This window comes from Citrobacter sp. MGH110 (genome assembly GCF_001037515.1).
In the GTDB taxonomy this organism is placed as follows: domain Bacteria; phylum Pseudomonadota; class Gammaproteobacteria; order Enterobacterales; family Enterobacteriaceae; genus Citrobacter; species Citrobacter portucalensis.
In genome coordinates this window covers 3,383,413-3,406,731 of record NZ_KQ089830.1, presented here as the reverse complement: position 1 = coordinate 3,406,731, position 23,319 = coordinate 3,383,413, and the positions used below count along the sequence as shown (strand labels likewise).

At 52.8% G+C, this 23,319-nt stretch carries 22 protein-coding genes; 17 read left to right on the top strand and 5 right to left on the bottom strand.

The window, feature by feature from the left end:
• The first annotated feature begins 107 nt into the window (after positions 1-107).
• From SK38_RS15975 to SK38_RS15960, 4 genes are all read left to right on the top strand, one after another.
• The gene (locus tag SK38_RS15975) at positions 108-476 is read left to right on the top strand and encodes a diacylglycerol kinase (protein ID WP_003826594.1); all 369 of its coding nucleotides are present in this window, start codon (positions 108-110) and stop codon (positions 474-476) included.
• A 109-nt stretch (positions 477-585) separates the two neighbouring features.
• Positions 586-1,194 carry a transcriptional repressor LexA gene (gene lexA, locus SK38_RS15970; protein ID WP_003826596.1) on the top strand — a complete coding sequence of 203 codons (609 nt, stop codon included), beginning with the start codon at positions 586-588 and terminating at the stop codon, positions 1,192-1,194.
• A 131-nt stretch (positions 1,195-1,325) separates the two neighbouring features.
• Positions 1,326-2,645 carry an MATE family efflux transporter DinF gene (gene dinF, locus SK38_RS15965; RefSeq protein WP_048236351.1) on the top strand — a complete coding sequence of 440 codons (1,320 nt, stop codon included), beginning with the start codon at positions 1,326-1,328 and terminating at the stop codon, positions 2,643-2,645.
• Between the two features lie 136 nt (positions 2,646-2,781).
• On the top strand, positions 2,782-2,991 hold the full coding sequence (locus SK38_RS15960; RefSeq protein WP_003031706.1) for a CsbD family protein: 210 nt from the start codon (positions 2,782-2,784) through the stop codon (positions 2,989-2,991).
• Between the two features lie 48 nt (positions 2,992-3,039).
• Here the strand turns inward: SK38_RS15960 and zur are convergent, their stop codons facing one another.
• Positions 3,040-3,558 (bottom strand): zinc uptake transcriptional repressor Zur, encoded by a 519-nt coding sequence (zur, locus tag SK38_RS15955; RefSeq protein WP_003031709.1) that lies wholly within the window; start codon positions 3,556-3,558, stop codon positions 3,040-3,042.
• A 115-nt stretch (positions 3,559-3,673) separates the two neighbouring features.
• Here zur and SK38_RS15950 point away from each other — a divergent pair, with 115 nt between their 5' ends.
• The 3 genes from SK38_RS15950 (at position 3,674) to pspG (ending at position 5,644) form a co-directional block, all read left to right on the top strand.
• The gene (locus SK38_RS15950) at positions 3,674-4,162 is read left to right on the top strand and encodes a cupin domain-containing protein (RefSeq protein WP_003031710.1); all 489 of its coding nucleotides are present in this window, start codon (positions 3,674-3,676) and stop codon (positions 4,160-4,162) included.
• 107 nt (positions 4,163-4,269) lie between these two features.
• Positions 4,270-5,268, top strand: a complete 999-nt coding sequence (gene dusA, locus SK38_RS15945) for a tRNA dihydrouridine(20/20a) synthase DusA (RefSeq protein ID WP_048236349.1) — start codon at positions 4,270-4,272, stop codon at positions 5,266-5,268.
• Between the two features lie 133 nt (positions 5,269-5,401).
• A complete protein-coding gene (pspG, locus tag SK38_RS15940; protein ID WP_048236348.1) occupies positions 5,402-5,644 on the top strand; it encodes an envelope stress response protein PspG in 243 nt (80 codons plus the stop codon).
• Positions 5,645-5,823: 179 nt separating this feature from the next.
• Here pspG and SK38_RS15935 read toward each other — a convergent pair whose 3' ends face one another.
• Positions 5,824-6,807 carry a quinone oxidoreductase gene (locus tag SK38_RS15935; protein ID WP_008786924.1) on the bottom strand — a complete coding sequence of 328 codons (984 nt, stop codon included), beginning with the start codon at positions 6,805-6,807 and terminating at the stop codon, positions 5,824-5,826.
• A 64-nt stretch (positions 6,808-6,871) separates the two neighbouring features.
• Between SK38_RS15935 and dnaB the strand changes: the two genes are divergently transcribed.
• From dnaB to SK38_RS15910, 5 genes are all read left to right on the top strand, one after another.
• Complete coding sequence (gene dnaB, locus SK38_RS15930) at positions 6,872-8,287, top strand: replicative DNA helicase (protein WP_003826610.1); 1,416 nt, start codon at positions 6,872-6,874, stop codon at positions 8,285-8,287.
• 214 nt (positions 8,288-8,501) lie between these two features.
• Positions 8,502-9,581 carry an alanine racemase gene (gene alr, locus SK38_RS15925; RefSeq protein WP_048236346.1) on the top strand — a complete coding sequence of 360 codons (1,080 nt, stop codon included), beginning with the start codon at positions 8,502-8,504 and terminating at the stop codon, positions 9,579-9,581.
• Positions 9,582-9,709: 128 nt separating this feature from the next.
• The gene (gene tyrB / locus SK38_RS15920) at positions 9,710-10,903 is read left to right on the top strand and encodes an aromatic amino acid transaminase (RefSeq protein WP_048227486.1); all 1,194 of its coding nucleotides are present in this window, start codon (positions 9,710-9,712) and stop codon (positions 10,901-10,903) included.
• 184 nt (positions 10,904-11,087) lie between these two features.
• On the top strand, positions 11,088-11,801 hold the full coding sequence (gene aphA, locus SK38_RS15915) for an acid phosphatase AphA (protein ID WP_003826615.1): 714 nt from the start codon (positions 11,088-11,090) through the stop codon (positions 11,799-11,801).
• Positions 11,802-11,928: 127 nt separating this feature from the next.
• Positions 11,929-12,285 (top strand): MmcQ/YjbR family DNA-binding protein, encoded by a 357-nt coding sequence (locus tag SK38_RS15910; protein WP_008786927.1) that lies wholly within the window; start codon positions 11,929-11,931, stop codon positions 12,283-12,285.
• 281 nt (positions 12,286-12,566) lie between these two features.
• On the opposite strand, the gene uvrA is transcribed toward SK38_RS15910, so the two are convergent.
• Entirely contained in the window at positions 12,567-15,389 is a 2,823-nt protein-coding gene (gene uvrA / locus SK38_RS15905) for an excinuclease ABC subunit UvrA (protein WP_003826619.1), read from the bottom strand.
• Positions 15,390-15,640: 251 nt separating this feature from the next.
• On the opposite strand from uvrA, the gene ssb1 reads away from it, so the two are divergent.
• Positions 15,641-16,165, top strand: a complete 525-nt coding sequence (ssb1, locus tag SK38_RS15900) for a single-stranded DNA-binding protein SSB1 (protein ID WP_003826621.1) — start codon at positions 15,641-15,643, stop codon at positions 16,163-16,165.
• A 66-nt stretch (positions 16,166-16,231) separates the two neighbouring features.
• Here the strand turns inward: ssb1 and SK38_RS15895 are convergent, their stop codons facing one another.
• Entirely contained in the window at positions 16,232-16,513 is a 282-nt protein-coding gene (locus SK38_RS15895) for a YjcB family protein (RefSeq protein WP_003826625.1), read from the bottom strand.
• Positions 16,514-17,065: 552 nt separating this feature from the next.
• Between SK38_RS15895 and SK38_RS15890 the strand changes: the two genes are divergently transcribed.
• Positions 17,066-18,652 (top strand): EAL domain-containing protein, encoded by a 1,587-nt coding sequence (locus SK38_RS15890; RefSeq protein ID WP_048236344.1) that lies wholly within the window; start codon positions 17,066-17,068, stop codon positions 18,650-18,652.
• A gap of 2 nt (positions 18,653-18,654) precedes the next feature.
• On the opposite strand, the gene soxS is transcribed toward SK38_RS15890, so the two are convergent.
• A complete protein-coding gene (gene soxS / locus SK38_RS15885; protein ID WP_003031731.1) occupies positions 18,655-18,978 on the bottom strand; it encodes a superoxide response transcriptional regulator SoxS in 324 nt (107 codons plus the stop codon).
• Between the two features lie 86 nt (positions 18,979-19,064).
• Between soxS and soxR the strand changes: the two genes are divergently transcribed.
• The 3 genes from soxR to SK38_RS15870 all read left to right on the top strand — a co-directional run bounded on the left by soxR (position 19,065) and on the right by SK38_RS15870 (position 23,285).
• Positions 19,065-19,523: a redox-sensitive transcriptional activator SoxR gene (gene soxR / locus SK38_RS15880; RefSeq protein WP_003826630.1), complete on the top strand. Its 459-nt coding sequence runs from the start codon at positions 19,065-19,067 to the stop codon at positions 19,521-19,523.
• A 608-nt stretch (positions 19,524-20,131) separates the two neighbouring features.
• Positions 20,132-21,481 carry a guanine/hypoxanthine transporter GhxP gene (gene ghxP / locus SK38_RS15875; RefSeq protein ID WP_003826632.1) on the top strand — a complete coding sequence of 450 codons (1,350 nt, stop codon included), beginning with the start codon at positions 20,132-20,134 and terminating at the stop codon, positions 21,479-21,481.
• Between the two features lie 157 nt (positions 21,482-21,638).
• Positions 21,639-23,285 carry a Na+/H+ antiporter gene (locus SK38_RS15870; protein ID WP_003826634.1) on the top strand — a complete coding sequence of 549 codons (1,647 nt, stop codon included), beginning with the start codon at positions 21,639-21,641 and terminating at the stop codon, positions 23,283-23,285.
• Positions 23,286-23,319 lie beyond the last annotated feature (34 nt).

Here is a 23,319-nt window from a genome sequence, read left to right as displayed (position 1 = left end):
AATTTCTGTGGTATCCGGTCATACTTCGCGCTGCTTTGCCACACCCTGAACAAACGGGGTAACGTTACAATGACATTGACGCTAATAATGTAAAAAGGTTCTTTTTGATGGCCAATAATACCACTGGATTCACCCGAATTATCAAAGCTGCAGGTTATTCCTGGAAAGGTTTTCGCGCCGCATGGATTAATGAGGCGGCATTCCGTCAGGAAAGTGTTGCCGTCCTGCTGGGCGTCGCCATCGCCTGCTGGCTGGATGTTGATGCAATTACCCGCGTGTTGTTGATCGGTTCTGTGATGCTGGTGATGATCGTTGAAATCCTCAACAGTGCGATTGAAGCGGTAGTTGATCGTATTGGTTCTGAGTACCACGAACTTTCCGGTCGAGCGAAAGATATGGGGTCGGCTGCGGTATTGCTGTCTATTTTTGTCGCTCTAATCACCTGGGGCATCCTGTTGTGGTCGCATTTGCGATAAGGCTTCCACAACTGCATAAATCTCCTGTTTTTTGTGCAGTTTGCGGTTCCAAATTCGCCTTTAGCTGTATATACTCACAGCATAACTGTATATACACCCAGGGGGCGGAATGAAAGCGTTAACGGCCAGGCAACAAGAGGTGTTTGATCTCATTAGAGATCACATCAGCCAGACAGGTATGCCACCGACGCGTGCGGAGATCGCGCAGCGTTTGGGGTTCCGTTCCCCAAACGCAGCTGAAGAACACCTGAAAGCGCTGGCGCGTAAAGGTGTGCTGGAAATTGTATCCGGCGCATCGCGCGGTATTCGACTGTTGCAGGAAGAAGAAGAAGGGTTACCGCTTGTCGGTCGCGTGGCAGCCGGTGAGCCACTTCTGGCGCAGCAGCACATCGAAGGCCACTATCAGGTCGATCCTTCACTGTTCAAACCGAACGCCGACTTTCTGCTGCGCGTTAGCGGTATGTCGATGAAAGATATCGGGATTATGGACGGTGATTTACTCGCTGTGCATAAAACCCAGGACGTGCGTAACGGCCAGGTTGTTGTTGCCCGTATTGATGATGAAGTCACGGTTAAGCGGCTGAAAAAGCAGGGAAACAAGGTTGAACTCCTGCCAGAAAACAGCGAGTTCAAACCTATCGTTGTCGACCTGCGCGAACAAAACTTCACTATTGAAGGGCTGGCAGTAGGCGTCATCCGTAACGGTGAATGGCTGTAATTTTCTGTTGAATCCCTGTAGGCCGGATAAGACGATGACGTCGCCATCCGGCAACGTGCCCGGTAGCGCTGCGCTTGCCGGGCCTGCATCACATTGTCCAGTACGTCTAACTTCTTCTCAGGCCCTCCTGTATGCCTTTCTTTACCTCTTCTGATAAAGCGCTCTGGCACCTCGCCTTACCGATGATCTTCTCCAATATCACTGTTCCCCTGCTGGGACTGGTGGATACCGCGGTGATTGGTCATCTGGATAGTCCGGTCTATCTTGGCGGTGTTGCGGTTGGTGCCACGGCAACCAGTTTTCTTTTTATGCTGCTGCTTTTTTTGCGCATGAGCACCACCGGTCTTACCGCCCAGGCATTTGGTGCGAAAAATCCGCAGGCGCTGGCGCGCGCACTGGTGCAGCCGCTCATGCTGGCGCTGGGAGCGGGGTTGCTTATCGCACTGTTTCGTACGCCGATTATCGATCTGGCTCTGCACATTGTTGGCGGAAGTGAAGCGGTACTGGAGCAGGCCCGACGTTTCCTCGAAATTCGCTGGTTAAGCGCACCCGCCTCGCTGGCGAATCTGGTGCTGCTCGGCTGGCTGCTTGGCGTTCAGTATGCGCGTGCGCCGGTTATCTTGTTGATTGTCGGTAATATTCTCAACATTGTGCTCGATATATGGCTGGTGATGGGCCTGCATATGAACGTGCAAGGTGCGGCACTGGCAACGGTGATTGCTGAAAATGCCACCTTGCTGATCGGCCTGATGATGGTGCGCAAAGTCCTGCATATGCGCGGAATTTCGCTGGCAATGCTGAAGCAGGCGTGGCGTGGCAATTTCCGCCGTTTGCTGGCGCTTAACCGTGACATCATGTTGCGCTCGCTACTGCTGCAGCTCTGTTTTGGCGCAATCACGGTGCTGGGTGCGCGTCTGGGAGGCGATATCATTGCGGTTAATGCCGTTCTGATGACCCTGTTAACCTTTACCGCCTACGCGCTGGATGGATTTGCCTATGCCGTGGAAGCGCATTCGGGCCAGGCCTATGGGGCGCGAGACGGTAGCCAGTTGCTGGACGTCTGGCGGGCGGCCTGCCGACAGTCCGGTATTGTGGCTATTTTGTTTTCGCTGGTTTATGCCCTGTTTGGCGAGCAGATTGTTGCGCTGCTGACCTCGCTGTCGCAGATCCAACAGCTGGCCGATCGCTATCTTTTCTGGCAGGTGGTGTTACCGCTGGTGGGTGTCTGGTGTTATCTGCTCGACGGAATGTTTATTGGCGCGACGCGCGCGGCAGAAATGCGCAACAGTATGGCCGTTGCTGCCACAGGATTCGCATTAACGCTGCTGACTTTGCCGTGGCTGGGAAACCATGGCTTGTGGTTGGCGTTAACCGTTTTCCTGGCGTTGCGCGGGCTTTCACTGGCCTTTATCTGGCGACGTCACTGGCGTAATGGAACCTGGTTTGCCTGAGCGGGATGGTTAAAAATTCCGAATAGTAAATAAAATCCAGAATCACTGACTACACTTATTCTCACGTCCAGCAAAAACAGCATGTGTCTGGGCATGGCACTCTCGCTATTCACAACCTAACGATGAGGACTTGATGATGAATAAAGACGAAGTCGGCGGCAACTGGAAGCAGTTTAAAGGTAAAGTGAAAGAGCAATGGGGCAAACTGACCGATGATGATATGACGGTCATTGAAGGTAAACGTGACCAACTGGTCGGTAAAGTCCAGGAGCGTTACGGTTACGCGAAAGATCAGGCGGAGAAAGAAGTTAACGATTGGGAAAAACGTAATGATTACCGCTGGTAATTAACCCTTCCCTCCTGAGAGTACAAGGATGTACGCTCTCCCGCTTACCTAGCGCCCAACTTTCTTCTTCACCTGAATCGTATGGTCATGCTGGCACTCGCCAGGATGGCGGCAAGATTCAACTTCCACACAGGCCGGACACAGCCCGTGGGCTTCAATAACGTTATGCCGCAGTGCAAAGCCCATTTTTGCCGCCAGCGTATGCATAATGTCTTCCACGCCTTCCGCACACTCTTCTTTTACCACGCCACAGCGGTCGCAAATGAACATTGCGGAACTGTGGGTTGGCTGATCGAACAGATGACAAAGCACATAGCTGTTGGTGGATTCCACCTTGTGCACGAAACCTTGTTCCAGCAGAAAATCGAGCGCACGATATACGGTAGGTGGTTTAGCCTGTGGCTCAGTTTCCCGCAACAGGTCGAGCAGGTCATAGGCGCTGATCGCACCTTCCTGCAGGCTCATCAGGCGCAGTACTTCGAGGCGTTGTGGCGTAAGCCGCACGTTGCGTTGCGCGCAGAGTTTTTCAGCTTGAGCCAATAACTCTTGCGTAGTGGTTTTGTCCATTTGGCGCCTCGATTTGCGTGGAAGGTTAATCCCTTACTTTAACATGTTCTGCTTAAAACGCCGAGATCCACCGCGGTGTGCTATACCTGACGCATCGCAATACTGGAAAATAACCATGAAAAGACCCGATTGTATTCGCCACTGGCGTGAGGTTGAGGGGGCTGATGACTCCACTTATCCTGACAGCGATGAGCTATTTGCTATTGGCGCGCCGCTTGCCCGCAAGTTGGGGTTAGGACGACTCGGCATTCATCATGAACGCCTGCCGCCGGGTCGGCGTACCTCGTACCCGCACGCCGAAAGCGATGAGGAAGAATTTATCTACGTGCTGGAAGGTTATCCTGAGGCCTGGATTAACGGGTATTTATGGAAGCTGGAACCGGGCGACAGCGTCGGTTTCCCGGCAGGTACAGGCGTGTGCCATACCTTTATCAATAACACCAGTGAAGAGGTGCGCCTGTTAGTCGTGGGTGAGGCGAACAAAAAATACAACCGCATTTATTATCCGCTTAACCCGGTCTATGCCGCTACACGTGAGGATCGCTGGGTCGACCATCCGCCGCAGTTTTTTGGATCTCATGACGGAAAACCGGGGCGTAAATAGCTTTTGTTTAGGGTCAGGGGGAGTGAGCCGCGAGGATGTGGCTCACTATCGTAACGGTCTATGCTATAGTAGCGCCCCTTTTTTAACCGGATGCTTGAATATTCGCCATGCTGCCTGAATCTCAGTCTACCGCTTTTCCCGCTCATCGTTTTTCTATCGCGCCGATGCTCGACTGGACGGACAGACACTGCCGCTACTTTTTGCGCTTACTGTCCAGCCAGACGCTGCTCTATACGGAGATGGTAACCACTGGGGCAATCATTCATGGTAAAGGCGATTATCTGGCGTATAGCGAAGAAGAACATCCGGTCGCATTGCAACTGGGCGGGAGCGATCCGGCTGCGCTGGCGCAGTGTGCTAAGCTCGCTGAACAGCGGGGCTATGACGAAATTAACCTCAACGTGGGTTGTCCTTCCGACCGCGTACAGAATGGCATGTTTGGCGCCTGCCTGATGGGGAATGCGCAACTGGTCGCCGATTGCATCAAAGCAATGCGCGACGTGGTGTCGATTCCGGTAACGGTGAAAACTCGTATCGGCATTGATGACCAGGACAGCTACGAATTCCTCTGCGATTTCATCAACACGGTATCTGGTAAAGGCGAATGTGAGATGTTTATCATTCACGCCCGCAAGGCCTGGCTGTCCGGGTTAAGCCCGAAAGAAAACCGCGAAATTCCACCGCTGGATTATGACCGTGTTTATCAGTTAAAGCGTGATTTTCCGCATCTGACGATGTCGATCAACGGCGGCATTAAATCGTTGGAAGAAGCGAAAATTCATCTGCAACATATGGATGGCGTGATGGTGGGGCGTGAGGCGTATCAAAACCCAGGCATTCTGGCGTCCGTTGACCGCGAGATTTTTGCAGCTACCACCGAAGATACCGATCCAGTCGCCGTGGTGCGTGCCATGTACCCGTATATTGAGCGTGAACTGAGTAAGGGAACCTATTTGGGACATGTGACACGCCATATGTTGGGGCTGTTTCAGGGCATCCCTGGTGCCCGTCAGTGGCGTCGCTATCTGAGCGAGAATGCACATAAAGCCGGGGCAGATATTAACGTTCTGGAGCATGCGCTGAAGCTGGTGGCAGACAAGCGTTAAGTTTTCACCAAAAGTTAGTTAATTTCACCACGCCCTGCGCTTTGTCGCGGGGCGTTTTCTTTATAAATCAACGCATTATTTTTGGCATGTTTCTTGTAAAGCTATGGAGAGAATTTCATTTCGGGAGAGAGCCATGCTGGAACTACTTTTTGTGATTGGATTTTTTATCATGCTGATGGTCACCGGCGTATCTTTGCTGGGCGTTCTGGCTGCATTGATCGTAGCCACCGCCGTGATGTTTCTGGGCGGACTATTTGCCTTGATGATTAAACTGTTGCCCTGGCTGCTACTGGCTGTTGCCGTGGTGTGGGTGATCAAGGCGATAAAAGCGCCAAAAGTCCCACAGTATCAGCGCAATAACCGCCGGTTTTACTAAGGTATTGAGCGGTACGTCACAACCTGCAACATTGCCTTTAGAACCAAATAGGAATTGATTATCAAATCTGTCACTATTGCCAGGTTAACGAATTCATCGAGCTGTACCCTACATACAGCCGAACTAAAAAAAGAAAGGGCTTCCTGCGGGAAGCCCTAATTCTTTCTTTCCCCGTCATCTTAAGGAATTAGCAAACTCGATCCCTGCGTGGCACGGCTTTCCAGTACTTCATGAGCACGCTGTGCATCGTGCAGTGCGAACGTTTGACCAGGCGCGACATCCACTTTGATCACTCCGCTGGCAATCAGCGAGAAAAGCTCATTGCTGGCTTCGGTTAATTCGCGGTGATTGGTGATGTAACCCTGTAGAGAAGGACGGGTCACGTAGAGCGAACCTTTCTGGTTCAGAATGCCTAAGTTCACGCCAGTAACCGGCCCGGAAGCATTACCAAAGCTGACCATTAATCCCCGGCGCTGCAAACAATCCAGCGAGGCTTCCCAGGTATCTTTCCCCACCGAGTCATACACCACCCGCACTTTTTTACCGCCAGTTACCTCTTTCACTCGCTCAACAATGCTCTCTTCACGATAGTTAATGACCTGCCATGCGCCAGCCTGCAGCGCAATTTGCGCTTTTTGCGCACTGCCGACGGTACCTATCAGCTTCGCACCCAATGCTTTTGCCCACTGGCAGGCAATCATGCCGACGCCGCCCGCAGCCGCATGGAACAAAAACGGCTCATCAGGTTGAATTTCATAGGTTTTACGTAACAGATAAAAAACGGTTAGCCCTTTAAGAAACGAGGCGGCAGCTTGTTCAAACGAGATAGCGTTAGGCAGGATGGCGGCTTTATCGGCCGGAACGTTATGCACTGAGCTGTAGGCTCCAAGAGCAGACTGGGCGTACACCACGCGATCGCCAGCTTTAATGTGTGTTACTTTGCTGCCAACTTTGCTGACTACGCCGGCGGCTTCGGTACCCAGCCCGCTGGGCAGAGATGGCGGCGGATAAAGACCACTGCGGATGTAGGTGTCGATATAGTTGATCCCAATCGCTTTGTTCTCGACCTGGATTTCGTTTTCCGCCGGGTCTACGGGCGTAAACTCCACCGCCTTGAGTACATCAGGGCCACCATGCTTGTGAAATTCAATACGTGTTGCCATGCTTCCTCCAAAAGAAATGTGGTAATCTTTCGACCCAATCATTATCTCGGTAACTCCATTCACTATGGCAGGAAATAAACCCTTCAACAAACAACAGACTGATGCTCGTGAGCGCGATCCCCAGGTCGCCGGGCTGAAAGTACCGCCGCACTCGATTGAAGCGGAACAGTCGGTGTTGGGCGGTTTAATGCTGGATAACGAACGCTGGGACGATGTCGCCGAGCGTGTGGTGGCGGAAGATTTTTATACCCGACCGCACCGGCATATCTTCACGGAAATGCATCGCCTGCAGGAGATGGGAAAACCCATCGATCTGATCACACTGGCAGAGTCGCTGGAAGTTCAGGGACAACTGGACAGCGTCGGCGGTTTTGCTTACCTGGCTGAGTTGTCTAAAAACACGCCAAGTGCGGCGAACATTAGCGCTTATGCGGATATCGTCCGCGAACGCGCCGTTGTTCGTGACATGATTTCAGTTGCAAACGAAATCGCGGAAGCCGGTTTTGATCCGCAAGGACGCTCCAGTGAAGATCTGTTGGACCTTGCAGAATCCCGTGTCTTTAAAATCGCGGAAAGCCGCGCTAATAAAGACGAAGGCCCGAAAAATATTACTGACGTGCTCGACGCCACCGTCGCGCGTATCGAGCAGCTGTTCCAGCAACCGCACGACGGCGTCACCGGGGTGAACACCGGTTATGACGACCTCAATAAAAAGACTGCTGGTTTGCAGCCGTCAGACTTAATTATTGTCGCCGCGCGTCCGTCGATGGGTAAAACGACATTTGCAATGAACCTCGTCGAAAACGCGGCGATGTTGCAGGATAAGCCGGTTCTTATCTTTAGTCTTGAAATGCCCTCAGAACAGATCATGATGCGTTCCCTGGCCTCGCTCTCACGCGTAGACCAAACTAAAATCCGTACCGGTCAACTGGATGATGAGGACTGGGCGCGAATTTCCGGAACAATGGGTATTTTGCTGGAGAAACGAAACATCTATATTGATGACTCTTCCGGCCTGACGCCAACGGAAGTGCGTTCGCGTGCCCGTCGTATCGCCCGTGAACACGGCGGTATCGGACTTATCATGATCGACTACCTGCAGCTGATGCGCGTGCCGTCGCTTTCCGACAACCGTACGCTGGAAATTGCTGAAATTTCCCGCTCGCTGAAAGCGTTAGCGAAAGAACTGCATGTACCGGTGGTGGCGCTGTCGCAGCTTAACCGCTCTCTGGAACAACGTGCCGACAAGCGTCCGGTCAACTCGGATCTGCGTGAGTCTGGCTCCATCGAGCAGGATGCCGACTTAATCATGTTTATCTATCGTGATGAGGTTTATCACGAAAACAGCGACCTGAAAGGGATCGCAGAAATCATTATTGGTAAGCAACGTAACGGCCCGATCGGTACGGTGCGCCTGACGTTTAACGGTCAGTGGTCGCGCTTCGATAACTATGCGGGCCCACAATACGACGACGAATAAATCTCCGTCATCCTTCATGCTGCAGATGCGTTGACTACGCCCGTTCACCCCGGTCACTTAGTTTACTAAGCTCCCGGGGATTCTCTGGCTTGTCGCGTGACTCGGACTGCGTCCTCGCCCCTTCGGGGCCAGCGCAGGCGCTGTTCAAAAACGCCAAAGCGTTTTTGTCCTGCAACACGAATGATTTAGGAAATTCTTTTATTAAGGAATACAAATGCAAGCGGCAACTGTAGTTATTAACCGCCGCGCTCTGCGACACAACCTGCAACGTCTGCGTGAACTGGCTCCAGCCAGCAAACTGGTTGCGGTTGTGAAAGCGAACGCCTACGGCCATGGTCTGTTAGAGACCGCGCGAACGCTCCCCGATGCGGACGCTTTTGGTGTCGCTCGTCTTGAAGAAGCCCTGCGCTTGCGAGCGGGAGGGATCACGCAGCCCATCCTGCTGCTGGAGGGATTTTTTGATGCCTCCGATCTGCCGACTATTTCCGCGCAGCGCCTGCATACTGCCGTCCACAACCAGGAGCAGCTCGAAGCCCTGGAAGCCGCTAAACTGGCTGAACCCGTTACCGTCTGGATGAAGCTCGACACGGGTATGCATCGACTGGGCGTACGCCCTGAGCAGGCCGAGGCGTTTTATCAGCGCTTAACACAGTGTGAAAACGTGCGCCAGCCGGTCAATATCGTCAGCCACTTTGCTCGCGCGGACGAGCCTGAGTGTGGCGCGACCGAAAAACAGCTCGATATCTTCAACAGTTTTTGTGAAGGCAAACCGGGGCAGCGTTCGATTGCCGCGTCGGGTGGTATTTTGCTGTGGCCGCAGTCTCACTTCGACTGGGCGCGTCCGGGGCTGATTCTGTATGGTGTATCACCGCTGGAAAACCACTCTATCGGCGCTGATTTTGGCTGCCAGCCGGTAATGTCGCTAACCTCCAGCCTGATTGCGGTGCGTGAGCACAAAGCGGGCGAACCGGTCGGCTATGGCGGTACCTGGCAGAGCGAGCGCGACACGCGTTTAGGCGTGGTGGCGATGGGGTATGGTGATGGTTACCCGCGTGCGGCGCCGTCTGGAACACCGGTGCTGGTCAATGGCCGTGAAGTGCCAATCGTCGGTCGCGTTGCGATGGATATGATCTGCGTCGATTTAGGCTCCGAAGCGCAGGATAAAGCCGGCGATTCGGTGATTCTGTGGGGCGAGGGCTTGCCCGTTGAACGCATTGCTGAAATGACGAAAGTAAGTGCTTACGAACTTATTACGCGCCTGACCTCAAGGGTAGCGATGAAGTATATCGATTAGCAGCATGATGTGCCGGACAGGTGGTTACGCCGCCTTCCGGCAATATTCCTCTCAACATCCTCTCGATCTTCTCCCACTTCCGGTTTATTGTGTTCTTAACCCCTGCCTGTAAACCCGGAGAACCACACGTGTTTCAAAAAGTTGACGCCTACGCCGGCGACCCGATTTTATCGCTCATGGAGCGCTTCAAAGAAGATTCACGTAGCGACAAAGTGAATCTCAGCATCGGCCTGTATTACAACGAAGACGGCATTATTCCTCAGCTTAAAGCTGTGGCGGAAGCGGAAGCCCGCCTCAATGCCAAACCGCATGGCGCTTCGCTGTATCTGCCGATGGAAGGTCTGAACACGTATCGCCATACTATTGCGCCGCTGCTGTTTGGCGCAGAACATCCGGTTCTCCAGCAGCAGCGCGTCGCAACCATTCAGACGCTGGGCGGCTCCGGTGCGTTAAAGGTTGGCGCAGACTTCCTGAAACGTTATTTCCCTGATTCTGGCGTGTGGGTCAGCGATCCGACCTGGGAAAACCATATCGCGATTTTTGAAGGTGCCGGATTCGAAGTAAGCACTTACCCATGGTATGACGACACGACCAACGGTGTGCGTTTCAACGACCTGCTGGCAACGCTGAATACCCTACCGGCGCGCAGCATCGTGCTGCTACATCCGTGCTGCCATAACCCGACAGGGGCGGATTTAAGGCCTACGCAGTGGGATAGCGTTATTGAGATCCTGAAAGCACGCGATCTGATCCCGTTCCTGGATATTGCTTACCAGGGCTTTGGTGGTGGAATGGAAGACGACGCCTATGCGATTCGCGCCATTGCCAGCGCCGGATTGCCCGCTCTTGTCAGCAATTCATTCTCGAAGATTTTCTCCTTGTACGGCGAGCGTGTCGGCGGACTGTCAGTGGTATGTGAAGACGCTGATACCGCCAGCCGCGTGCTGGGGCAGCTAAAAGCGACGGTGCGTCGAAACTACTCCAGCCCGCCAAACTTTGGTGCGCAGGTAGTTGCCGCGGTACTGGGTGATGACGCGCTGAAAGCCAATTGGCTGGCGGAAGTTGAAGAGATGCGTACCCGCATTCTGGCGATGCGCCAGGAGTTGGTTAACGTATTGAATACGGAGATCCCAGGCCGTAACTTTGACTACCTGCTGCAACAGCGCGGGATGTTCAGCTATACCGGGCTTAGCGCAGCCCAGGTTGATCGTCTGCGCGATGAGTTCGGTGTATACCTGATCGCCAGCGGTCGCATGTGCGTGGCCGGGTTGAATCACGGTAACGTGCAGCGCGTGGCGAAGGCATTTGCCGCCGTCATGTAACCGACTTTGCAGGCCTGATAAGCGTCGCGTCATCAGGCCTGTTTTCCAATGTGATCGTGCTCCTTTTCCAGGACAAAACCAGAGAAAATCCTTCCTTTCCCTCCCCCTAAGGGGTAAGGTCAGATAGTTTTTTGACCAGTTGTTAATAAAAAAATGATAACTAACTGACTACTTAGGGAAAAATATGCGCAAGTTTACGTTGGCACTGAGTGCCGTTTGTTTATTGTTCACGCTAAATCAGCCAGCCCAGGCACTCGTTTCTTCTCCCTCTCAGCTCAATCCAGGCACTAACGTTGCAAAGCTCGCTGAGCAGGCTCCCATTCACTGGGTCTCCGTGGCACAAATTGAAAACAGCCTGACCGGACGTCCGCCGATGGCCGTCGGGTTTGATATCGATGACACTGTCCTCTTTTCCAGCCCAGGCTTCTGGCGCGGTAAAAAAACGTATTCTCCGGACAGTGAGGATTACCTGAAGAATCCGGCCTTCTGGGAAAAAATGAACAATGGCTGGGACGAGTTCAGTATTCCAAAAGAAGTCGCGCGCCAACTGATTGATATGCACGTGCGTCGCGGTGACAGCATCTTTTTCGTGACCGGGCGTAGCCAGACGAAGACTGAAACGGTGTCGAAAACGTTGTCTGATAACTTTCACATCCCAGCAGGAAATATGAATCCGGTCATTTTTGCCGGCGACAAGCCGGGTCAGAACACCAAAACGCAGTGGCTGCAGGATAAAAATATCCGCATGTTCTACGGTGACTCCGATAATGACATCACTGCCGCTCGCGACGTGGGTATTCGCGGTATTCGCATTTTGCGCGCCTCTAACTCCACTTATAAGCCGCTGCCACAGGCCGGTGCGTTTGGTGAAGAGGTGATCGTCAACTCGGAATATTGAGGACGCTGGCTGCGGATTGCTGTTTTTTTAAACAAATTTACATTGCTGGCTTTTACCTTTTGCGGACTTGCTGCACACTGAATAAAAGATGTTCTCATGAGGCAATATGCTGGTAAGGGGAATAAAGATGACGAATTCGGAGTTGCTGCAATACTGCATGGCAAAAACGGGCGCGGAGCAGAGCGTTCACAGTGACTGGAAGGCCACGCAAATCAAAGTCGAAGATGTGCTTTTTGCCATGGTAAAAGAGGTGGAAGAACGCCCGGCGGTGTCTCTGAAAACCAGCCCTGAACTGGCAGAACTGTTGCGCCAGCAGCATAGCGATGTTCGGCCAAGCAGGCATCTCAATAAGGCGCACTGGAGTACGGTGTATCTGGACGGCTCGCTGCCGGATTCACAGATTTATTATCTGGTCGACGCCTCTTATCAGCAGGCTGTGAACACGTTGCCGGAAGATAAACGCCGGATACTGACGCAGCCCTGATCCGTTTCGCCGGATGCGGCGCAAGCGCCTTATCCGGCCTACAGGTTTTATGCATATTCTGTGGTTCGTAGGCCTGATAAGCGCAGCGCCATCAGGCACAACTGTTGCCGGATGCGGCGCAAGCGCCTTATCCGGCCTACAGGCTTTATGCGTATTCTGTAGTTTCGTAGGCCTGATAAGCGCAGCGCCATCAGGCACAACGGTTGCCGGATGCGGCGCAAGCGCCTTATCCGGCCTACAAGCTTTATGCATATTCTATAGGCCAGACAAGTGTTGCGTAATTACAACAGCGGTTTGAGGAAGCGGGCCGTGTGTGAGGCTTCACACTCAGCGACCGTTTCTGGTGTGCCGGAGACAAGGATTTCGCCGCCGCCGCTACCGCCTTCCGGACCGAGATCGACAATCCAGTCTGCGGTCTTAATCACGTCCAGATTGTGCTCAATCACCACGATGGTGTTGCCCTGATCCCGGAGTTGATGCAGCACGTCCAACAGTTGCTGAATATCCGCAAAATGCAGACCGGTGGTCGGCTCATCGAGAATATACAGCGTTTGCCCGGTACCGCGTTTGGACAGCTCGCGCGCCAGCTTCACGCGCTGTGCTTCACCGCCTGAGAGCGTGGTAGCGGACTGACCCAGCCGAATGTACGTCAGGCCAACGTCCATCAGCGTTTGCAGCTTACGTGCCAGCGCCGGAACGGCATCGAAGAACTCACGTGCTTCTTCAATCGTCATATCCAGCACTTCGTGGATAGTCTTGCCTTTGTACTTAATTTCTAACGTTTCGCGGTTATAGCGCTTGCCTTTGCACTGATCGCACGGCACGTAGATATCCGGCAGGAAGTGCATTTCGACTTTGATCACGCCGTCGCCCTGACAGGCTTCACAGCGTCCGCCACGGACGTTAAAGCTGAAACGCCCCGGCGTGTAACCGCGTGCGCGTGACTCCGGTACACCGGCAAACAGTTCGCGCACTGGCGTAAACACCCCGGTGTAGGTTGCCGGGTTAGAGCGCGGCGTACGGCCAATCGGGCTTTGGTCAATGTCGATCACTTTGTCGAAATGCTCCAGGCCTTGAACGTCGCGATACGGCGCAGGTTCAGCCAGCGTCGCACCGTTTAGCGCCGTCTGTGCAATCGGGAACAGTGTGTCGTTAATCAGCGTCGATTTACCCGAACCGGAAACACCGGTAATGCAGGTAAATAAACCTACCGGCAGCGTCAGGGTGACATCTTTCAGGTTGTTACCGCGTGCACCGGTGAGCTTCAGCACTTTCTCTGGGTCAGCCGCAACGCGCTGTTTAGGCACTTCAATCTTGCGTTTACCGCTCATGTACTGGCCGGTCAGCGACTCAGGCACTGCCATGATGTCGTCGAGTGTCCCTTCGGCGACGACCTGACCGCCGTGAACACCCGCGCCCGGGCCGATATCGATAACGTGGTCAGCGGCGCGAATCGCGTCTTCATCGTGCTCGACCACAATAACGGTATTACCCAGATTACGCAGGTGGATAAGCGTACCCAGCAGACGTTCGTTATCGCGCTGGTGCAGGCCAATAGACGGCTCATCCAGTACGTACATTACACCGACCAGACCCGCGCCGATCTGGCTTGCCAGGCGAATACGCTGGGCCTCACCACCGGAGAGTGTTTCTGCTGAACGCGATAGCGTCAGGTAGTTGAGGCCGACGTTGACCAGGAACTTCAGACGATCGCCAATCTCTTTAAGAATTTTCTCGGCAATCTTCGCCCGCTGACCCGCAAGCTTCAGATTGTTGAAGAAATCCATTGCATGACCGATGCTCATGTCAGAAATCGCAGGCAGCGGCGTATTTTCAACAAATACGTGACGGGCTTCCCGGCGTAAACGCGTCCCTTCACAGCTGGCGCAAGGACGGTTACTGATGAACTTGGCTAATTCTTCACGTACAGCGCTGGATTCCGTCTCTTTATAGCGGCGCTCCATATTGTGCAATACGCCTTCGAACGGATGGCGCCGTACGGACGTATCACCGCGATCGTTCATGTATTTAAATTCGATATTCTCTTTACCGGAACCGTACAGTACCACTTTATGCACAGCAGGGTTCAGGCTGGCCCACGGGGCTTCAACGTCGAATTTATAGTGTTCCGCCAGAGACTTAAGCATCTGGAAGTAATAGAAGTTACGGCGATCCCAACCGCGGATAGCACCACCGGCCAGCGACAGTTCCGGGTTTTGGATCACCCGATCAGGATCGAAATATTGCTGCACGCCGAGACCGTCACAGGTTGGACACGCGCCCGCCGGGTTGTTAAACGAGAACAGCCGCGGTTCCAGTTCGCGCATGCTATAGCCGCAGATAGGGCAGGCGAAGTTGGCGGAGAACAGCAGCTCCTCCGCTTTCGGGTCGTCCATATCGGCAACGACCGCCGTACCGCCGGACAGTTCCAGCGCGGTTTCAAAGGATTCCGCCAGTCGTTGGGTGAGATCGTCACGGACTTTAAAGCGGTCAATCACCACTTCAATGGTGTGTTTCTTTTGCAGCTCAAGCTTGGGCGGATCGGAAAGGTCACAGACTTCACCGTCGATACGGGCGCGGATATAGCCCTGGCCTGCCAGGTTTTCCAGCGTTTTGGTGTGCTCGCCTTTACGCTCTTTGATCACCGGCGCCAGCAGCATCAGACGCTTACCTTCCGGCTGCGACAGGACGTTATCCACCATCTGGCTTACGGTCTGCGCTGCCAGGGGGACGTCGTGATCCGGACAGCGCGGCTCGCCAACGCGGGCAAACAGCAGACGCAGATAGTCGTGAATTTCGGTAATTGTACCTACCGTGGATCGCGGGTTATGGGACGTCGATTTTTGTTCAATTGAGATGGCAGGAGAGAGCCCCTCAATGTGGTCGACGTCCGGTTTTTCCATCAGCGACAGAAATTGACGCGCGTACGCGGAAAGGGATTCAACGTAACGACGCTGCCCTTCGGCATATAAGGTGTCGAAAGCGAGCGAAGATTTGCCTGAGCCCGAAAGCCCGGTGACGACAATCAGCTTGTCGCGCGGGATGACGAGGTTGATGTTTTTGAGATTATGGGTGCGGGCGCCCCGAACTTCGATCTTATCCATTCATCTTTCCCGGATTAAACGCTTTTTTGCCTGGCTGCATGGTGCTACCGGCGATCACAAACGGTTAATTATGACACAACCTGACCTGAATGGATATACAGTATTGGAATGCAAAACGCAGACGTCTGTGCAACAATGTCTGGCTGGAGTTGTTTACTGGAATCAACTTCGCAACGTAGTAAAAGCGCTATTGGAAATGCTACAATCCCGCGCTTACACTTATTCAGTAACGTTTTTCAGGAGACACGATCATGGCCAGCAGAGGCGTAAACAAGGTGATTCTCGTCGGTAATCTGGGCCAGGACCCGGAAGTACGCTATATGCCGAATGGTGGCGCAGTTGCCAACATTACGCTGGCTACTTCCGAATCCTGGCGTGATAAAGCGACCGGTGAAATGAAAGAGCAGACTGAATGGCACCGTGTTGTGCTGTTTGGCAAACTGGCGGAAGTGGCCAGCGAATATCTGCGTAAAGGTTCTCAGGTCTATATCGAAGGTCAGCTGCGTACCCGCAAATGGACCGATCAGTCCGGTGTAGAAAAGTACACCACAGAAGTTGTGGTTAACGTTGGCGGCACCATGCAAATGCTGGGTGGTCGTCAGGGTGGTGGTGCTCCGGCAGGTGGCGGTCAGCAGCAGGGCGGTTGGGGTCAACCTCAGCAGCCGCAGGGTGGCAACCAGTTCAGCGGCGGCGCACAGTCTCGCCCGCAACAGTCAGCGCCGGCAGCGCCGTCTAACGAGCCGCCGATGGATTTCGACGACGATATTCCGTTCTAATCCCACTGCGTTACGCTGAAAATAATGGCTACCTCAAGACTGGGGTAGCCATATGCAATTTTGTTATCAGTTCAACACCATCGGCCAATCTGGCGGTGTGTGGCTCATCACGTCAACCATTACGGTTTCAATGTTCTTCCAGATAGCGGACATATCCACCAGGGTTATGCCGAGCAATCCAGTCGCAAACCAGCAGGCAAAAACCAGCCCTAAACCGCTGCTAATGACGGCCAGGCCAATATAATCTGATTTACGAAAACGGATATTGAGCGTACTGGCTAAAAACATCAGCACCGCGCTGAGTAGTTGCCACCGCAGAAGAACCACGCCAGTTGTTATTGTCGCCATGAAAAACGTCCTCAGAAAGTCTGGATGCCCAGGACAGCGCGGGGGTGTTCACCGAGGGTGTGATACTCTGGCTATCGACGGGCAATAACATGAATGAAACATTGTTTCTGTTACATGATTTTTGTGAACTATATCACATCTGGTCGTTTGTTCACCAGTATTGGCCGTTATTTTTGTAGGCTTATAACCACTTCAAGTGTGTGGTTTTGTTTAATGAAGAGTTGATAATAAATAACCATGTTTTAAACATGCATTTAGTCTGCTTGTTATATTTATCCTAAATTAAACGTTAAAAAAAATTAATGAATTTCTTAAATGCAGCCAGGATAATGCTCATAAAAAATTACTCCGTGGGGATAATAACGTTATGAAATAAGCATAACTTTAAGTTTGCCTTACGGAAAAATAATATCATCATCAACTATTATCAGACTTTTACATAGAGAAGTCTGTTGCTAATACTGATAGATTCATGCAACTTAATCAGTCGGTGTTTATAGCATCCTGCCTTGATGGGTTCTGGCATATACGAAACAGGGAAATAGGGCTGACATGAATCACAGTGCGCGACGCAAGATGCTGAAGTTCCTGGGAACATTCATGGTGGTATTGTTCCCCGTGGTGCTGGCGATATGGTTTGCGCACATCCGGGCGATGACCGAAACCCATAGCCAACTCCGCTCTTTTGCTCAACTGGTGTTAAATAAAACAGAATTGGTGATCCTACAAGCTGATTTGGCGCGTGATATGGCCCAGTTGTATCAGGGTAAGATGTGTACCCCGGCACATCAGAAAAGTATGCTAAATATTATTCGCGGTCGTTTATATATCAGTGAGCTAATTTATGCGCAGGGCGATCACTTTTTGTGCTCTACGTCGATGGCGCCGCCTGTTACTTATATTATGCCGACAGCCGATTATAAACGTACGCCGGATATCGCCATCTATTACTACCGCGATACCCCTTTTTTCGCTGGCTACAGAATGACGTACATGCAACGCGGGAACTACGTCGCAGTCATCAATCCATTGTCCTACAGCGAAGTCATGTCAGATGATCCGGATCTCTCCTGGGGCGTGTATGACACAGTAACAGATACGTTTTTCTCTGCCAGCGAAGCGGCAAATATTGCGCAATTCGCGCCGCTCATACGCGGTGAAGCCTCGACCTTTCAACAAGACGATCGCTTCTACACCATCGTGCATTCAGAAAAACGTCCAATTGCGATTATTGTGTCGACCTCAGACAACCGCGTAAGTCAGATTTTCTATCACGAGGCGGCATTAACCATTCCCTTCGGGATTATCTGCAGCATCCTGATACTGCTAATGTGGTGGCGCACGCGCCAGGAATACTTATCTCCCCGGCGCTTATTAAAACGCGCGATCAAAAAACGTCAGCTTTGCCTGCATTACCAGCCGATCATTGATATTAAGAATGGGCAATGTGTTGGTGCTGAAGCTCTGCTGCGCTGGCCGGGCTGTAAAGGTGAGGTGATGAGCCCGACGGAGTTTATTCCACTGGCTGAAAAAGAGGGAATGATTGAGCGGATCACGGATTATGTCGTTGAAGAGGTGTTCAACGATTTGGGGTATTTTCTTTCGGCGCATCCTCAGCTTTCTATATCGATTAACCTTTCCGCTTCTGACTTTCATTCATCCCGATTGATTGCCCTGATTAACGACAAAAATCGTGAGTACTCCGTGGCGGCCCAGCAAATTAAAGTTGAAGTGACCGAGCGTGGGTTCATAGATGTACATAAAATGACCCCCGTAATCCAGGCGTTCCGTAAGGCGGGTTATGAAGTGGCATTTGATGATTTTGGCACGGGATATTCCAATCTGCATAATTTGTCAGCGCTGAATGTCGATATCCTGAAGATCGACAAATCGTTTATTAGCACGTTGTCCACTAACAGCACCAGTCACTTGATTGCCGAACATATTATTGAGATGGCACAAAGCTTACACCTGAAGACGATTGCGGAAGGGGTGGAAACGAAGGAGCAAATCGAATGGCTGCTTGAACGCGGCGTACAGTATTGTCAGGGCTGGTATTTTGCGAAGGCGCTGCCGCCGCAGGAGTTCATGCACTGGATACAACGGTCGCCCGCCATACTGACGCAGAGCGGGCAATAATCTTACAGACGATGGCGGTAGTCGCTGGGAGTACGATCAAATTCGCGGCGAAACACACGCGAGAAGGTTTGTTGCGACACATAACCAAGATCCATCGCGATATCAAAAATAGGTCGCTCAGTTGTCCGTAGTTCAACGGCGGCCAGCAAAAGTCGACGCTGGCGGATGTAGTCACCCAAGGTCTGGCGCGTCACCGTGCGGAACATTCTTTGTAAATACCACTTCGAGTAACCTGATTTTTTCGCCACCGCCTCAATGTTCAGCGGTTGATCGATATGTTCATCAATCCATTCAATAAGGGTCTGAATAATCTGCTGATGGGACATAGGGCTGCCTCTTTCTCAGTATTCGATTCGTCGTTTTGTCTGTGGGCGAGTATAATTCCTCAAGTTAACTTGAGGTAAAGCGATTTATGGAAAAGAAATTACCCCGGATAAAAGCGCTGCTCACACCAGGTGAAGTCGCCAAACGTAGCGGCGTGGCGGTATCGACCCTGCATTTCTATGAAAGCAAAGGGTTAATCAGTAGCATGCGCAACAGCGGCAATCAGCGGCGATACAAACGTGATGTGTTGCGTTACGTCGCGATAATCAAGATTGCTCAACGCATCGGGATCCCGCTGGCCACGATCGGTGACGCGTTAGGTGTATTACCTGAGGGGCATTCGCTTAGTGCCAAAGAGTGGAAGCAGCTCTCTTCGCAATGGCGTGAAGAACTGGACCGACGCATCCATACTTTGGTGGCGCTACGCGATGAGCTGGATGGGTGTATTGGTTGCGGATGCTTGTCACGTAGCGATTGCCCGTTGCGTAACCCAGGCGATCAGCTTGGCGAGCAGGGGACCGGAGCGCGCCTGCTGGAAGATGATTAATTGGTTTAAAATATGTGACGGGTATGAAGGATATAAAACTAAAGCGCCACAGAGGGCGCTTTAGTTTGGTTCCGGTCTTTGTCTTTCACTCTATCCCGCTGGTTCACGGGAGGGTTTCCCCCGACATCAACACCCCTCAGTCGAGCACATTAGGGGAGGTTCCGGCCTGTGTTGATAATGTAAGTGTAAGCCACCTCCCTCCATTTGCCAGTGAAATGGTGATTTTTTAGCCAAAAAATTTTACGCATCTTCACCTGTTTTCTTGCGCGAGTTGCGCGAAATAAACACGCCGATGTTGTAATAACTCCGCGAAATTTGTTGCCAAATTGCGCATTGACGATAACGTTTGCGCATCGACTGGTTATTTCTTGCGCGTTATAAGAAGAAATGAGTAAAAAGCGGCAAAGTTCAGTTGAAAACCAGCGTATGATCGCTAGATAATCGTTTGCTTTTTTTTACCACCCGTTTTTTATGCGCGGAGCTAAACGTTTGCTTTTTTGCGACACCCCTATTGACGCAAACCTGGCACATGGAGAAAACGTTTAGCAGGCAGTGGATTGTCCAGCACGCATAATGACGAAAAAATAAACTCTCAGGGGATGTTTTCTATGTCTACGCCTTCAGCGCGTACCGGCGGTTCACTCGACGCCTGGTTTAAAATTTCGCTCCGCGGCAGTACCGTTCGTCAGGAAGTCGTTGCCGGATTAACGACCTTCCTGGCCATGGTCTACTCCGTTATCGTGGTTCCGGGGATGCTGGGTAAAGCCGGGTTCCCACCTGCTGCTGTATTTGTGGCGACCTGTCTGGTAGCGGGCGTCGGTTCTATTGTGATGGGGCTGTGGGCAAACCTGCCGCTGGCAATTGGTTGCGCCATTTCTCTGACCGCATTTACCGCATTCAGCCTGGTGCTGGGCCAACATATTAGCGTGCCCGTTGCGCTGGGTGCGGTGTTCCTGATGGGTGTCCTGTTTACCATCATTTCCGCGACCGGTATCCGTAGCTGGATCCTGCGCAATCTGCCGCAGGGCGTTGCGCATGGTACGGGGATTGGTATCGGCCTGTTCCTGCTGCTGATTGCGGCAAACGGTGTCGGTCTGGTAATTAAGAACCCGCTGGACGGCCTGCCAGTTGCGCTGGGTGACTTCGATACCTTCCCGGTCATTATGTCGTTGATTGGTCTGGCGGTGATTATTGGCCTCGAAAAACTGAAAGTACCGGGTGGCATTCTGCTGACCATTATCGGTATTTCCGTGGTTGGTCTGATTTTCGACCCGGCCGTGCATTTCTCCGGCATTTTTGCCATGCCGTCTCTGAGTGATGAAAACGGCAATTCGCTGATCGGCAGCCTGGATATCATGGGGGCACTGAACCCGATTGTCCTGCCGAGCGTGTTGGCGCTGGTCATGACCGCTGTCTTCGATGCAACCGGAACCATCCGCGCGGTAGCCGGACAGGCGAATCTGCTGGATAAAGACGGACAGATTATCGACGGTGGCAAGGCGCTGACCACTGACTCCCTGAGCAGTGTGTTCTCTGGTCTGGTGGGTGCAGCTCCGGCGGCGGTTTACATTGAATCCGCAGCGGGTACGGCGGCAGGCGGTAAAACTGGCCTGACAGCGATCACCGTTGGCGTACTGTTCCTGCTGATCCTGTTCCTCTCTCCGCTCTCTTATCTTGTACCTGTGTACGCAACGGCACCTGCGCTGATGTATGTGGGTCTGTTGATGCTGAGCAACGTCGCGAAAATCGATTTCGCTGACTTTGTCGACGCGATGGCGGGACTGGTTACGGCCGTATTTATCGTGCTGACCTGTAACATCGTTACCGGCATCATGATTGGCTTTGCGACCCTGGTAATTGGCCGCATCGTTTCTGGTGAATGGCGCAAACTGAACATCGGCACCGTGGTGATCGCCATCGCGCTGGTGGCCTTCTACGCCGGCGGTTGGGCTATCTGATTCTGATTTCCTGACGATCCTAAAAACGGGTGGCTTTGGCCGCCCGTTTTCATTTTCAGAACACACTCGTTGTCTTTTGCGTTACTCTCAATTAGATAGAATTGAGGCACGACGCCTCTCATTAGCAATCATAAGAAACATCGCAAACAGGGAACGCATGGAAATCTTTTTCACCATACTTATCATGACCCTTGTGGTCTCGCTGTCGGGGGTATTTACTCGCGTATTGCCCTTCCAACTTCCTTTACCCCTTATGCAGATCGCCATCGGCGCCTTGCTGGCGTGGCCGACGTTTGGTTTGCATGTGGAATTCGATCCTGAGCTGTTCCTGGTTCTGTTCATCCCGCCGCTGCTCTTTGCCGATGGCTGGAAGACGCCAACGCGTGAGTTTCTCGAGCATGGGCGAGAGATTTTCGGCCTGGCACTGGCGCTGGTGCTGGTCACGGTGGTCGGCATTGGATTTATGATTTACTGGCTGGTGCCGGGGATCCCTCTCATCCCAGCCTTTGCGCTGGCTGCTGTGCTATCGCCAACCGATGCCGTCGCACTTTCCGGCATTGTGGGAGAGGGACGTATACCGAAGAAAATCATGGGTATCCTGCAGGGCGAAGCGTTGATGAACGACGCCTCCGGTCTGGTCTCTCTGAAGTTTGCCGTCGCCGTGGCGATGGGCACGATGGTATTCACCGTTGGTGGCGCAACGCTTGAGTTCTTCAAAGTGGCGATTGGCGGCATCCTGGCTGGTTTTGTCGTCAGTTGGCTGTACGGCCGTTCCCTGCGCTTCCTCAGCCGCTGGGGCGGTGACGAGCCGGCAACGCAAATCGTCCTGCTGTTCCTGCTGCCGTTTGCGTCTTACCTGATTGCGGAACATATCGGCGTTTCCGGTATCCTCGCGGCGGTCGCTGCCGGGATGACGATCACCCGTTCCGGGGTGATGCGCCGCGCGCCACTGGCGATGCGTTTACGTGCTAACAGTACCTGGGCGATGCTGGAGTTTGTATTTAACGGCATGGTCTTCTTGCTGTTAGGGCTACAGTTACCGGGAATTCTGGAGTCTTCTTTGGCGGCGGCCGAGGCCGATCCGAATGTTGAAATTTGGATGCTGTTTACCGATGTCGTGTTGATTTACGTGGCGCTAATGCTGGTGCGTTTTGGCTGGCTGTGGACCATGAAAAAGTTCAGTCTGCGCTTCCTGAAGAAAAAACCGATGGAGTTTGGATCCTGGACGACGCGTGAAATCATGATCGCCTCTTTTGCCGGTGTACGCGGGGCCATTACCCTCGCCGGTGTGCTCTCCATTCCACTGTTGTTACCGGATGGTAGCGGCTTCCCGGCGCGATATGAGCTGATCTTCCTTGCCGCAGGCGTGATCCTGTTTTCGCTGTTTGTCGGCGTGGTGATGCTGCCGATTCTGCTACAACATCTGGAAGTGGCAGACCACTCGCAGCAGCAGAAAGAGGAACGTATTGCCCGCGCCGCCACGGCAGAAGTGGCGATTGTCGCGATCCAGAAAATGGAGGAGCGACTGGCCGCGGACACCGAAGAGAACATCGATAACCAGTTGCTCACCGAGGTGAGTTCACGCGTGATTGGTAACCTGCGCCGACGCGCCGACGGGCGCAACGATGTGGAAAGCTCGATGCAGGAAGAAAACCTCGAGCGACGTTTCCGCCTGGCAGCGCTGCGTTCAGAACGCGCAGAGCTTTATCACCTGCGCGCCACGCGTGAAATCAGCAATGAAACGCTGCAAAAACTACTGCACGACCTGGATTTGCTGGAAGCGCTGTTGATCGAGAACCAATAAACGGTAGCACGATGTAGGCCGGATAAGGCGTTCG